Here is a 13,293-nt window from a genome sequence, read left to right on the forward strand (position 1 = left end):
CCTGAGCTTCGAGTGATCTGGTGGTGAGCGGGGGTTTTCGTCCCCGCTGGATGCTGGAGGAGCCGTGGAGCGAGGAAGAAGCCTGGAAGATTTGCTGCGGGGGGCGGGAAATCCGGTGGACCTGCTGCGCGACGCGCAGGCTCTGCCGTACACCTTTCCGGTGGCCCCGGAGTTCACCAACTGGCGTGACGAGCAGCGCTCATGGAGGGAGAGCTGCGCTCTTCTCGACCAGTCGCACCACATGACCGACCTGTTCGTGGAGGGACCGGATGCTCTCGCACTCCTCTCCCACCTCGGCGTGAACGGCTTCGAGGGGTTCAGGCCGGGGAGGGCCAAGCAGTTTGTTGCGTGCAACCCGGAGGGGTACGTCATCGGTGATGCCATCCTCTACTGCCTCGGAGGGGGAAGCTTCGATCTGGTCGGGCATCACATGGCGCTCGACTGGGTCGAGTACCACGCCGAAAGCAACGAATACGACGTGGAGGTAGAAAGGGACGAGAACTCTCTCCTGCGGCAGGGGCCCCCGAAGGTCTACAGGTACGAGGTTCAGGGGCCGCTTGCGCCGGAGGTCCTGCGGAGGGCGGCCGGAGGAGAACTGCCCGAGGTGCGCTTCTTCGGTGTGGCGGAGGTCGTGATCTCCGGATGCAGGGTGCGGGCGCTAAGACACGGGATGGCCGGGCAGCCCGGCTTCGAACTCTCCGGTCCCTGGGAGGAGGGGGAGAGGGTGCTCGAGGAGCTCCTGCGGTCCGGGGAGGAGTTCGGGATGCTACGTGCCGGCTCGAAAGCATACTCCGCGGCGAACCTGGAATCCGGTTGGATCCCCTCGCCCTGTCCCGCCATCTACACCGGGGAGAAGCTGAAGTCCTACAGGGAGTGGCTTCCGGCGAAGAGAGCCGGTTCGCTCGGCGGGAGCTTCTGCTCAGAGAAGATAGAGGACTACTACTTCACCCCCTACGAGCTGGGGTATGGACGCTTTGTGAAATTCGACCACGACTTCGTAGGAAGAGAAGCCCTCCAGCGGATGGCTGAGCGCCCCTCACGCAGGAAAGTCACGCTCGTGTGGAACGAAGAAGGCGTAAAAGAAGCCTTCGGCAGCCTCTTCGAGAAAGAAAATCTTCCTGCGAAGTACATCGATTTTCCCAAGGCCAGGTACGCTCTCTTCCACTACGACACGGTCTTGAAGGATGGCCGGACGGTCGGGGTCTCCACCGACTGCGGCTACAGCTACAACGAGAGGTCGATGCTCTCTTTGGCGGTAGTAGAAGAAGAGCAGGCAGAGCCTGGCACGCAGCTCACCCTTCTGTGGGGAGAGGAGCCCAACAGCACCAAGCCCACGGTAGAGGAGCACAGGCAGGTGGAGATAAGGGCCACCGTGCAGCCCGCTCCCCTGGTCGAGTACGCCCGCACCGCCTACAGAAGAGGATGAGGCAGGGCTTTGGAGAGTATCCTGCCTCTATGGTGCGTGAGCCTTCACCCGCCGGGTCGGCGCGGAATCGTCAGCTGGCTGCGGCGCGCCATCCGCAGGCTGCGAAGGCGGCGAAGATGTCGATTATCTCCTCGTCTGTGAGGCGACCGTCGCTCCTGTACCACGCACCCACGGAGTTGCAGAGCCCCAGGATGGCGAAGGTGAGCATCCTGGGGTCGGTCTTCCGTACCACCCCGGCGGCCATCCCCTCCTCCACGAGCCGCTGGAAGCGCCGGGTGTACTCCCTGCGGGCCCGAAGCGTCTCCTCGGAGAACTCGAAGTCGCCGAGCAGCGTGCCGGCTATGGAACGATCCCGCAGCACCGTCCTGAGGTGGTTGCGGATCGCCGCGTCCAGCCGGGCGCCGGGCTCCCTCTCCTCCTCCATGACGGCGTCCAGCTGCGCGTTCATCAGCGCCATGCCCCGGTCGTGGATCTCCTGCACGATCTCCCGCTTGTTCTTCCAGTAGTAGTAGAAGACCTTCTTGGTGAACCCCAGCTCCCCGGCGATGTCCTCCACCGACGTGTTCTTGTACCCCTTCTCCTCGAACAGCTTCACCGCCGCCTCGAGAAACAGCTCCCGCCGCTCCTCGAAGCTCAGCTCGCTCAAAGGGTTGGCCTCCGCCTCCGGACCGGAGAGCGGCGGACGCCCTATCCCACGCCGCCGAAGCCCGCTCATCCCTCTCCGTCTATCTCCTCAATCTCAATATTGTTGACAATGGCGTTGACAGGGTTTTGAAACCCACTGTAGAATACCAGACGTTAATTCACCGGTTGGTGAATTAATGCGGATGGCGGGAAAGGAGAGGGCTTTGGGTATGAGGAGGCCCTGGCTTGGGGTTTACGGGGGCAGGATCTCCTACGGGCCCATCGAGACCTCGCTGACGCGGTTTCTGGAGGAGGCCGTGGCGAGGCACCGGGACAGGCCCGTGATGACCTTCGGGGGGCGGCGGGTGACCTACGGGGAGCTGCTCGAGCAGAGCGAGCGGTTCGCGGCGGCGCTCGCCGGGATTGGGGTGGGGAAGGGTGATCGGGTGGCGCTCATGCTGCCCAACTCTTTCGAGTACGTGATCTCCTTCTTCGCCGCGGCGCGGCTCGGGGCGGTCGTCGTGCAGCTCAACCCGCTCTACGCCGGGCGCGAGCTCGAGCACATCCTCTCCGACTCCGGGGCGAAGGCGATCGTCGTGCACGAGGGGGGCTATCCCCGGCTCTGCGAGGTGCGGGAGGGGCTGCCGCTCGAGCGCACGATCGTCGCGGGGGAGAGCGGGGAGCTCGAGGGGTCGGATCTGTCCTTCGGCGATCTCCTCCGTTCCGGGGCCGGGTCCGTCCCCGAGGCGCCCGTCGATCCCGACGAGGACGTCGCGGTGCTCCAGTACACCGGGGGGACCACCGGGATCTCCAAGGGTGCGATGCTCACCCACCGCAGCCTGCTCGTCAACATCGAGGCCAACATAAGCCTCGCGATGGAGGAGCCGCGGGCTCTCGACGGCGGCAAGACCGTCGCCGTCGCGCCCTTCTTCCACGTCTTCGGGAACGTGGTCATCCTGCTCACCTCCATCCACTACGGGATGAACCTCCTCCTCGTGCCGCGCTTCCAGGTCGACGAGATGATGCGGCTCATAAAGCGCGAGAGGCCCGCCATGCTCGGCGGGGTCGCCACCATCTTCACCGCCCTGCACAACTACCCGGAGATGGAGAAGTACGGGCTCGGCGAAGTGCTCCTGTACATCTCCGGTGGGGCCAGCGTCCCAGCCGAACTGCTCCGCTCCTTCCAGCGCAGGACCGGCAGGCCCATCTGGGAGGGCTACGGCCTCTCCGAGGCCGGAACGGTCACCATCAACACCTACCTCAGGGGTCCGGTTCCCGGCAGCGTCGGTGTTCCCATGCCGACCCTCGACGTGAAGGTTGTCGACCCCGAGACGGGGGAGCGGGAGATGCCCCCGGGCGAGCCCGGCGAGCTCCTCATCAAAGGACCCCAGGTCATGAAGGGCTACTGGAACATGCCCGAGGAGACCTCTCTCGCGCTGCGGGACGGCTGGTTCCATACCGGGGACATCGCCCGGATGGACGAGGAGGGCTACCTCTACATCGTCGACCGCAAGAAGGACATGATCAACGTCAGCGGCTACAAGGTCTACCCGCGGGAGGTCGAAGAGGTGCTCTACGCCCACCCGGAGGTGGTGGAGGCGGTCGCGGTGGGGAGCCCCGACCCCTACAGGGGGGAGGTGGTAAAGGCCTTCGTGGTCAGGAAGGAAGGGAGCGCCCTCACGGAGGAGGATCTCGTGGAGTACTGCAGGGGCGAGCTCGCCCCCTACAAGGTACCCAGGGCGGTGGAGTTTCGGGAGGAGCTGCCCAAGAGCGCGGTGGGCAAGCTCTTGAGGAGGGTGCTCGCCCGGGAGGAGCGCGCCCGCGGGGCGAGGTAGAGGGTGTCAGAGGAGGGAGGAGCCTTTGGATCACGTGAGGGTAGAGCGCGAGGGGGCCGTCGCGGTGGTCACCGTGGACCGGCCGGAGAAGCTCAACGCGCTGAACGCCCGGGTGCAGGAGGAGATCGCCGAGGTATTCGCGGAGGTGCTCCCCGGCGAGGTACGGGCCGCCGTGATCACCGGGGCCGGCGAGCGGGCGTTCGTCGCCGGGGCCGACGTCGAGGGGATGCAGGAGCTGGACGCCCTCGGGATCCGGGAGTTCGGCCGCCTCGGCACCCGGATGATGGAGGCCGTGCAGGGTGCACCCTTCCCCGTTATCGCCGCCATAAACGGCTACGCCCTCGGCGGGGGGCTGGAGCTCGCGCTCGCCTGCGACGTGCGCATCGCCGCAGCGAACGCCCGGCTCGGCTTCCCGGAGGTCACGCTGGGGATCATGCCCGGCGCCGGCGGCACCCAGCGCCTGCCCCGGGTCGTCGGCAGCGGCGTGGCCCGGGAGCTCATCTTCACCGGCCGCATGGTCTCCGCGCAGGAGGCAAAAGAGATCGGGCTCGTCAACCGGGTGGTGGGGGAGGGCGAGGCGCTGGAGGCCGCCAGGGAGATGGCGCGCCGGATGGCGGAGAACGCCTCGCTGGCCCTGAAGAGCGCCAAGATCGCGCTGAACACCGCCGAGGAGCTGGGGCTGGCGAGCGGGATAGAGCGCGAGGGGGATCTCTTCGCCCTGCTCTTCACCACCGAGGACGCGAGGGAGGGCATGGCGGCCTTCGCCGAGCGGCGCAAGCCGGAGTTCAAGGGACGTTAAGGGAGGACTCTGTGGAGATAAGCGGGAAGACCTTCGTCGTCACCGGGGGAGGCTCGGGGCTCGGTGCCGCGACCGTCCGGATGCTCGCGGGTGAGGGGGCGAACGTACTCATCGCCGACGTAGACCGGGAGCGCGCCGAAACCCTTGCCGGGGAGCTCGGAAGTAGCGTGCGCTTCGCGCGGGCCGACGTCGCGGACGAGGAGGGCATGCGGGCGGCGCTGGAGGAGGCGAGGTCGGCCTTCGGCGGGCCGCACGGGCTCGTCAACTGCGCCGGGATAGGGACCGCCGCGAAGGTGGTGGGGAAGAAGGGGGTTCATCCTCTGGAGCTCTTCGAGCGGACGATCCGGGTCAACCTCGTGGGCACCTTCAACGCCACAAGGCTCGCGGCGGCGCTGATGATGGAGAACGAGCCCTCCGACGGAGACGGCGAACGCGGGGTCATCGTCAACACCGCCTCGGTCGCGGCGTTCGACGGCCAGATCGGGCAGGCCGCCTACTCGGCCTCCAAGGGAGGGGTCGTCGCCATGACGCTGCCGGTAGCCCGCGAGCTGGCCTCCAGCGGGATCAGGGTCGCCACCATCGCCCCGGGGATCTTCGAGACGCCCATGCTCGGGGAGCTCTCCGAGGAGGTCAGGAGGTCTCTCGGGGAGCAGATACCCTTCCCCCGGCGGCTGGGGCGACCCGGGGAGTACGCCTCGCTCGTGAGGCACATCGTGGAGAACCGGATGATCAACGGGGAGGTCATCCGGCTCGACGGCGCCATCAGGATGGCGCCCAGGTAGTTCTTCTTTGTGCGGGGAAAGGAGGAGTCGAGGTGGAGCAAAACGTGGATCGTGTCGAGGGAGAGGAGCGAAGCGAGCGCACGCCGCTGGGGCGGGTGATTGCTTCCAGCGTCGTCGGTAACGTCATCGAACAGTTCGACTTCGCCATCTACGGTTCCATGGCGGCGCTGGTCTTCGGGCCGCTGTTCTTCCCGGAGTTCAGCCCGCTGGCCGGGACGCTGGCTGCCCTGGCGACCTTCGCGGTGGGCTTCGTCGCCCGGCCGCTCGGGAGCATCTTCTTCGGCCACTACGGGGACAGGATCGGGCGCAAGAGTATGCTCGTTTTGTGCCTCCTGATCGCGGGTTCCGCCACCTTCCTGATGGGGGTGTTGCCGACCTACGCGGCCATCGGGATCTGGGCGCCCGTCCTGCTGGTGACGGTGCGCTTCGTGCAGGGCTTCTCCTTCGGCGGGGAGTACGCCGGCGCGGTGCTGATGGTCGCCGAGTACGCTCCCGTCGAGAGGCGGGGCTTCTTCTCCGGGTTCGTGCCGGCGGGTTCGCCGGTGGGGCTGATGCTCGCCAACGGCACCGTCCTTCTGGTCGCCCTGATGCCGCGGGAGGAGTTCCTCGCCTGGGGCTGGCGGCTGCCGTTCCTCTTCTCCATCGTGCTCGTGGCCATCGGGCTCTACATCCGGCTGAAGATCTACGAGACCCCGGCGTTCAGGCGGGTGAGGGAGACCGGCACCGAGGCCCGGATGCCCATCGTCGACGTGCTGCGCAGGAGCCCGGGGAGGGTGCTTCTGGCCGGGGGTATCAGCTTCGGCTTCGCCGCGATCTTCTACATCACCATCATCTTCCTGCTGAGCTACGGCACCTCCCAGCTTGGGATCTCCGGCAGCATGCTCCTGGTGGGGACCATAATCGGGGCGGTCTTCCAGATAGCCACCATCCTGGGGTTCAACGCGCTCTCCGACCGCGTGGGGCGCCGGCCGGTGATCATCGGCGGCGCGCTGGTCTCCGCGGCTTTCGCCTTCCCCTTCTTCTGGCTGCTGCAGACCGGCGTCCCGGCGCTGGTGTGGCTGGCGATAACGGTGATGATGGTCTCCAGCGGGGCCATCTACGGTCCCCTGGCGGTCCTGCTGGCCGAGCTCTTCGGCACTCGCCTGCGCTACAGCGGGGCCTCCATCGGCTACCAGCTCGGGGCGACCGTCGGCGGCGGCTTCTCCCCCCTGATAGCGGCCTCGATCCTGGCCTGGTCCGGCGGCGGGCCCTGGCCGGTCTCGCTGTACCTGGTGGTGGTGGGCCTGGTGGCGGCGGCGTGCACCTACCTGCTCACCGAGACGGTGCGGGCGGACATGCTCGAGGACGTTCCCGCGGTCGGCTACGAGTAGCCCGAAGACGTGACCCCGGACTACTACCTCCTGGACGAGCTCCTCACCGCCGGCGAGCGTGCCGTGCGCGAGAAGGTGAGGGCCTTCGTGGATCGCGAGGTGCTCCCGGTCATAGGGGAATACTGGGAGAGAGGGGAGCCGCCTCTCTCCCTGCTCCCGGCCCTCGCGGAGCTGAACCTCTGCGGGGGTGCCATAGAGGGCTACGGCTGTCCGGGCCTGAGCGCGGTGGCCGACGGGCTGGTGAACATGGAGCTCTCCCGGGGAGACGGCGGGCTGCACATCCTCTTCGGGGGGACCTCCTCGCTGGTCATGCCCGCCATAGCCATGCTCGGCTCCGAGGAGCAGAAGGAGCGCTGGCTGCCGGCGATGGCGCGGATGGAGAAGGTCGGGGCCTTCGCCCTCACCGAGCCCGAGCACGGCTCCGACGTGGTCTCCCTCGAGACCCGGGCGCGCCGCGTGGGCGGCGGGTACGTCCTGGACGGCAGGAAACGCTGGATCGGCAACGCCTCCTTCGCCGACGTGATCCTCGTCTGGGCCCGCGACGAGGAGGGAGGGGTGGGGGCCTTCGTCGTGGAGAAGGGCGCCCCCGGCATGAGCACCCGGCTCATGACCGGCAAGACCGCGATGCGCTCCTCCTGGCAGGCCGAGGTGGAGCTTGCGGGCGTCCGGGTGCCGGCGGAGAACCGCCTGGAGCACTCCCGCACCTTCGCGGACACGAACAGGGTGCTCGCCGCCATGCGCTACGGGGCGGCCTGGGCCGCCCTGGGGCACGCCGTCGCCTGCTACGAGGCGGCCCTCGCCTACGCCGGGGAGAGGAGGCAGTTCGGCCGGCCCATAGCCGCCTTTCAGCTCGTGCAGAAGAAGCTCGCCGGGATGCTCGCGGAGATCACCTCCATGCAGCTCCTCTGCCTCAGGCTCAGCCAGCTCGCAGACCGGGGTAAGATGACCGGGCCGATGGCGTCGCTGGCGAAGATGAACAACGCGGCGAAGGCCCGCAAAGTCTGCCTGGAGGCCCGTGAGATCCTCGGGGGCAACGGCATCCTGCTCGAGTACCACGTGGCGCGGCACGTGGCGGACATGGAGGCCGTCTACACCTACGAGGGTACCGACGACATCAACGCGCTCATAGTCGGCCGCGACGTCACCGGCGTGAGCGCGTTCGCCTGAGAAGGAGGAGCCTATGGACGTGGAGAAGATCAGGGCGATAGACGTGCACACCCACGCCGAGAGCTCGCGCGAGGAGCCCGGCGCCAAACACGCCTTCGCCGAGGCCGCCGAGAAGTACTTCGGGGAGAGCGAACACCCCACCGCCTGGGAGGTCGCCGAGTACTACCGCAACCTCCGGATGGCGGCGGTCATCTTCACCGTGGACATGGAGATGAAGACCGGCCAGCGGCGCGTCCCCAACGAGGAGGTGCTCGAGGCCGCAAGGGAGAACCCGGACGTCCTCATCCCCTTCGCCAGCATCCACCCGGCGCGGGGGAAGATGGGCGTAAAAGAGGCGGAGCGCCTCATAGAGATGGGCGTCAGGGGCTTCAAGTTCCACCCCAACCTGCAGGACTTCTACCCCAACGACCGGATGGCCTACCCGCTCTACGAGGTTATCGCCGAGGCCGGGCTCATAGCGCTCTTCCACACCGGCCACTCCGGGATGGGCACCGGGATGCCCGGCGGCGGGGGGGTGCGCCTCAAGTACTCCAACCCGATGTACGTGGACGACGTCGCGGTGGACTTCCCGGAGATGAAGATCATCCTGGCCCATCCCTCCTTCCCCTGGCAGGACGAGGCGCTCTCGGTGTGCCTGCACAAGCCCAACGTCTACATAGACCTCTCCGGCTGGTCGCCGAAGTACTTCCCGGAGAACCTCGTCCACTACGCCAACACGCTGCTGAAGAGGAAGATGCTCTTCGGCTCGGACTACCCGGCCATAAAGCCCGAGCGGTGGATCGAGGACTTCGAGGAGGCGGGCTTCCGCGAGGAGGTGAAACCCCTCATCCTGAAGGAGAACGCTGCTAAGCTGCTCGGCCTGCGGTGAGAGTCATGTCGCTCTCGCCGCGAGCAGCACGTTCTCGAGCAGGCACACGTCGGTCACGGGGCCCACGCCCCCGGGAACGGGTGTTATGGCCTCGGCCTTCTTCGCCACGCTCCTGGTGTCCATGTCCCCGACGAGCCTGACCTTGTCTCCCGGCCCTTCGACCGGGTTTATCCCCACGTCTATGGCGATCACGCCTTCTTTTACGTGGCTTTCGTCTATTAGACCGGCCACCCCCGCTGCAGAGATGAGGACGTCGGCCTGGCCGGTGAACTCGCGCAACCTCCCCGCGCGGTAGGTGTTCACGTCGCAGGATGTGACCGTCGCCCCCCGCCTCATCGCGAGCTGCAGCGCGGCCCTTCCTACGTTGGCAGAGCGTCCGATGACGACGATGTGGCTCTTCTCGTAGAACTCCCGCGGGTCTCTCCCGCTCCTCTTCAGATAGTCGTCGAGGATGAGAAAGCAGGCCTTGGGGGTCGAGGGGACATAACGCGGCCTTCCGAGCGCCAGAAGCCCCGCGTTGTAGGGGTGGATTCCCTCGACGTCTTTTGCGGGGGAGAGCTCTTCGGAGAGTCTTTCCACCGGGATGTGGTCTGGAAGGGGTTTCAGGATGAGGATGCCGCAGACGCTCTCGTCGGCGTCGAGCCGGTGCAGGGTTTCCAGGACTTCTGCTTCCGTCGCCTCTTCCTCGAAGGAGGCGCAGAGGTGCCCGAAGCCGAGCTCGCCCGTGAGGTCCCTGAGGCGTCTCTCGTAGGCCACCGCTTCGTGAGGGGTCCCGACGAGCAGCGTCGCGAGGGTCGGCCTGTGTGCCACGTCCCCTGCAGAGAGGTGGGAGAGGAGCTCCCCGCGCAGGCGCTCTTTCAGAGAAGAGGCCACGGAGATGCCGTCTATGAGCCGGGCTCCGCACAGCTCTTTCAAGCGGAGACCTCCGGGGAGAGGGCTTCTTCTCTCGCTTTCTTTGCTTCTTCTTGCAGGTTCCCGAGTTCCTTCAGCCTGGGATCGTCGCTGAGGCCGGCTTGTTTGAGGTTGATCTCTGCGAGGTTCGCCGCGGCTTTTACCGTGGCTTCGGCGAGGAGTACCGCCGCGACGGCGTCCCCTTTCAGGTTGGGGTTGCCCGAGCAGGAGAGGGTCGAGGCCAGGGCGGCGGTGCGGCAGGAGATGTCCGCTATCTGCAGGGGCACATCAGCCGCTCTTGAGAGGGCTTCTCTGATCTTCTGTTTCCTTTGCGGGTCTTCTTTCGGCAGTCGGTAGGCTGCCAGGACCTCTTCGTAGGACTCGGCGTCTCTCCCGGCGAGCGGCAGGGCTTCTTCCCGCAACTCCTTCGCACGTTGGACGAGGCGGTGTGAGCCGTCCAGGTGCTTCTCGGAGAAGCGGGAGGCCATTTCGGCCAGGGCCGCCGCGAGCGAGGATGCCACCGCGCAGACCGCCCCACCTCCCGGGGCCGGTTCGGAGGAGCCGACCATCTCCAGGAAATCCTGCAGAGGTAGAGCTGCGTACCCTTTGGAGGATGCTTCGGTCTCTTTCACGCGCAACACCGTACCCCAGGTTGGTCTTCTAAGGCAAGACCGGGGCTCTAGAAGAGCCCCACGATCTCGCCGTTCTCGTCTATGTCTATGCTCTCCGCCGCCGGGTGGGCCGAGAGTCCGGGCATGGTGCGCATCTGGCCGCAGATGAGGTAGACGAAGCCTGCTCCTGCGGAGAGGCGCGCCTCCCTCACCGGGAGCGTCCAGCCTCTCGGTGCCCCTTTGAGCGCGGGGTCGGAGGAGATGGAGAGCTGGGTCTTGGCGATGCACACGGGGAGGTTGCCGTAACCTCTCTTCTGGAAGCTCTCTATCTGCCTGTTCGCCTCCTGAGAGTACTCGACGTCTTTTGCACCGTAGACTTTCCGGGCTATGGTCTTTACCTTCTCCTTGAGGGGAGCTTTCTCGGGGTAGAGCATCCTGAAGTCGCTCTTCTCCTCTGCGGCTTCGGCGACGGCCTCGGCGAACTCCACCGCTCCTTTCCCTCCTTTTGCGAAGTGGTTGCTCACGGCCATGCGGCAGCCCTCCTGCTCCGCGACCTCTCTTATGGCCTCGTGCTCTGAGGGGTGGTCGGTAGGGAAGGAGTTCGCGACGACCACGGCAGGGATGCCGTGCAGCTTTATGTTCTCGATGTGTTTCTTGAGGTTTTCGGCCCCTGCGAGGACGTCTTCGGGGTTCTCCTCGAGCATCTCTTCGGGGAGGGGTTTGCCGGCTACGATCTGGTAACGCCCCGAGTGGGCCTTGAGCGCCCTTACGGTCGTGACTATGACCGCGGCGTCGGGGGTGAGCCCGGAGGTGCGGCACTTTATGTTGAAGAAGCGCTCCGCTCCCATGTCGGTGCCGAAGCCCGCTTCGGTTATGAGGTAGTCCCCGGTGTGGATGCCGATGAGGTCCGCGACCACCGAGGAGTTGCCGGTGGCGATGTTGCCGAAGGGGCCCGCGTGTACCAGGGCGGGGGTGTTCTCGGTCGTCTGCATGAGGTTGGGCTTTATGGCTTCTTTCATGATCGCGGCCATCACCCCAGCCCCTTTTATGTCCTCCGCTGTGACCGGCTCGCCTTCCCCGGTGTAGCCTATGACTATCCGGCCCATCCTCTTGCGCATGTCTTCGAGCGAGGTGGCGAGGGCGAGGAGGGCCATGAGCTCGGAGGCGGCGGTTATCTCGAAGCCCGACTGGCGCGGGATGCCGTCCGTTCTCTCCCCGAGGCCTATGACGATGTTCCTGAGCGCCCGGTCGTTTACGTCCATGACGCGCTTCCAGGCTATGGAGTGGGCGTCTATCCCCAGAGCGTTGCCCTGGTAGAGGTGGTTGTCGATCATGGCGGCGAGCATGTTGTGTGCCTCTGTTACGGCGTGCCCGTCACCGGTGAGGCCGAGGTTGAGCGTCTCCATCGGCACCACCTGGCTGTAGCCGCCTCCCGCGGCCCCGCCTTTTATCCCGAAAGCCGGCCCCATCGAGGCCTGTCTTATGGCTATGGTCGCCCTCTTGCCGATCTGCTTCATCCCCTGCGCCAGGCCGACGGTGGTGGTGGTCTTGCCTTCTCCGAGGGGGGTGGGGGTTATGGCGGAGACGAGGATGTACCTGGCCTTTGGTCTCTCGGAGAGATCTTCGATGGCGGAGAGGTCTATCTTCGCCACGTGTTTGCCGTAGGGGTAGAGGTGGCGCTCTTCTATCCCCATCGAGCGGGCTATCTCTTCTATGGGGAGTAGCTTCGCTGATCTCGCGACCTCGAGGTTGGACGGGAACCTGCCGCTCATCTTCCTCCGGGACCTCCTTAAAAGGTTGCTCGACGTTTGGTTTCTACTCTAGAGCTTTCTCAGCATCTCGGCACGCCACGCCTCTGCTCTTGCGAGCTCGTTGAAGGTGTTTATGTGCAGTCCGGCCACGTTGGCCTCGGGATCTTCGAATACACCCTCCAGCTCTTCGAGCAGGCGGTTTGGCCTGTAGCCGAAGGGGAGAAGCAGCCTCAACACCCAGCTTCTCTGCTTCTGCAGGAAGCGTGCGGACTGCCCGAGCCCGATGCCGCCCGCGATCCTGGCGAGCTTCCTGGCGTCGACCGGACCGGGTAACCCGATGTATACGGGCAGCTCCACCCCGAGCGTGCGCCTCACCCGGCCGATCCAACCGCCGATGACTTCGGCGTCGAAGCATATCTGGGTGGCGATGTAGCTGGCGTAGGGTGCTTTCTCCTTGAGAATGCGCCCCAAATCTTCCTCTTCGACGAGCGGGTGCCCCTCGGGGTATCCTGCTATCCCGATCTCCTGGAAGGGATGCCCCAGCGCATCCATCGCCCGGAGCAGGCTCAGCGCATCTTCGAAAACGCCCAGAGGGCTCTTCGCATCCCCGCCTATGACGAAGGCTTCTCTCACCCCGGCTTCCCCGAGCCTCTCCAGTATCCCCGAGAGGTGCTCCTCGTCACGGATCAAACGCGCCGACAGGTGCGGCACCACCTCGTACCCGCGCCCGGAGAGCGAGACCGCGAGATCCACCGTCGCACCGATCCCCTTGGTCGGCGAGGCCGTCACCGTGAGCTTCAACCCCTCGACTCTGCGAAGCTGCCTGCCTACCCTCTCCTCGATCTCCCCGAGCGGTATGATCTCATAGCGGGGATGAAGCAGAAACCTTTTTAAATCTTCTCTGCCCGCTTTTCCCATCCCATCCGCCTTTTACAAAAATGTTGACAATCTTGTTGAGTGCAATATATCATACTTCATCGGAAGGAATGAAGAGCGGGGAAACGTTTCCCCGGAGAGGATGAAGGAGGAGAGGGATGGAGGGATCGAAGAGCCTCGAAGACCTTGTGCGGGAGGCGGGGCGGGATGGGATCGCGCGGATGCTGCGCAACTCTCAGATAGGCCCCTATGCCTTCCCTGGGGTATCGGCTGAGTTCACCAACTGGCGTGAC

At 65.8% G+C, this 13,293-nt stretch carries 12 protein-coding genes; 7 read left to right on the forward strand and 5 right to left on the reverse strand.

All coding sequences use genetic code 11. From position 1 onward, the window contains the following. Positions 1–64: 64 nt before the first annotated feature. The gene (locus AC6EKW_RS14205; RefSeq protein ID WP_498514742.1) at positions 65–1,426 is read left to right on the forward strand and encodes an aminomethyl transferase family protein; all 1,362 of its coding nucleotides are present in this window, start codon (positions 65–67) and stop codon (positions 1,424–1,426) included. Between the two features lie 70 nt (positions 1,427–1,496). Here the strand turns inward: AC6EKW_RS14205 and AC6EKW_RS14210 are convergent, their stop codons facing one another. After that, positions 1,497–2,141: a TetR/AcrR family transcriptional regulator gene (locus AC6EKW_RS14210; protein ID WP_498514743.1), complete on the reverse strand. Its 645-nt coding sequence runs from the start codon at positions 2,139–2,141 to the stop codon at positions 1,497–1,499. 139 nt (positions 2,142–2,280) lie between these two features. Between AC6EKW_RS14210 and AC6EKW_RS14215 the strand changes: the two genes are divergently transcribed. The 6 genes from AC6EKW_RS14215 to AC6EKW_RS14240 are packed head-to-tail and all read left to right on the forward strand — an operon-like array spanning position 2,281 to position 8,871. Next, positions 2,281–3,885 (forward strand): long-chain-fatty-acid--CoA ligase, encoded by a 1,605-nt coding sequence (locus tag AC6EKW_RS14215; RefSeq protein ID WP_498514751.1) that lies wholly within the window; start codon positions 2,281–2,283, stop codon positions 3,883–3,885. Positions 3,886–3,919: 34 nt separating this feature from the next. Continuing rightward, positions 3,920–4,684, forward strand: coding sequence for an enoyl-CoA hydratase/isomerase family protein (locus AC6EKW_RS14220; protein WP_498514752.1), 765 nt, complete (start codon positions 3,920–3,922; stop codon positions 4,682–4,684). A gap of 11 nt (positions 4,685–4,695) precedes the next feature. Then, complete coding sequence (locus tag AC6EKW_RS14225) at positions 4,696–5,466, forward strand: 3-hydroxyacyl-CoA dehydrogenase (RefSeq protein WP_498514744.1); 771 nt, start codon at positions 4,696–4,698, stop codon at positions 5,464–5,466. Positions 5,467–5,498: 32 nt separating this feature from the next. Beyond that, the gene (locus tag AC6EKW_RS14230) at positions 5,499–6,836 is read left to right on the forward strand and encodes an MFS transporter (RefSeq protein ID WP_498514745.1); all 1,338 of its coding nucleotides are present in this window, start codon (positions 5,499–5,501) and stop codon (positions 6,834–6,836) included. 9 nt (positions 6,837–6,845) lie between these two features. Beyond that, positions 6,846–8,003: an acyl-CoA dehydrogenase family protein gene (locus AC6EKW_RS14235; RefSeq protein ID WP_498514746.1), complete on the forward strand. Its 1,158-nt coding sequence runs from the start codon at positions 6,846–6,848 to the stop codon at positions 8,001–8,003. 13 nt (positions 8,004–8,016) lie between these two features. Further along, positions 8,017–8,871, forward strand: a complete 855-nt coding sequence (locus AC6EKW_RS14240; protein WP_498514747.1) for an amidohydrolase family protein — start codon at positions 8,017–8,019, stop codon at positions 8,869–8,871. A 3-nt stretch (positions 8,872–8,874) separates the two neighbouring features. On the opposite strand, the gene AC6EKW_RS14245 is transcribed toward AC6EKW_RS14240, so the two are convergent. The 4 genes from AC6EKW_RS14245 to AC6EKW_RS14260 are packed head-to-tail and all read right to left on the reverse strand — an operon-like array spanning position 8,875 to position 13,042. Then, on the reverse strand, positions 8,875–9,786 hold the full coding sequence (locus tag AC6EKW_RS14245; protein ID WP_498514748.1) for a bifunctional 5,10-methylenetetrahydrofolate dehydrogenase/5,10-methenyltetrahydrofolate cyclohydrolase: 912 nt from the start codon (positions 9,784–9,786) through the stop codon (positions 8,875–8,877). After that, entirely contained in the window at positions 9,783–10,394 is a 612-nt protein-coding gene (locus AC6EKW_RS14250; RefSeq protein WP_498514753.1) for a cyclodeaminase/cyclohydrolase family protein, read from the reverse strand. Before AC6EKW_RS14250 ends, AC6EKW_RS14245 begins: the two co-directional genes overlap by 4 nt. A gap of 47 nt (positions 10,395–10,441) precedes the next feature. Continuing rightward, entirely contained in the window at positions 10,442–12,145 is a 1,704-nt protein-coding gene (locus tag AC6EKW_RS14255) for a formate--tetrahydrofolate ligase (RefSeq protein WP_498514749.1), read from the reverse strand. A 48-nt stretch (positions 12,146–12,193) separates the two neighbouring features. Continuing rightward, positions 12,194–13,042, reverse strand: coding sequence for a methylenetetrahydrofolate reductase (locus AC6EKW_RS14260; protein ID WP_498514750.1), 849 nt, complete (start codon positions 13,040–13,042; stop codon positions 12,194–12,196). Between the last annotated feature and the right edge of the window lie 251 nt (positions 13,043–13,293).

This window comes from Rubrobacter sp. M3-4 (assembly GCF_059772285.1).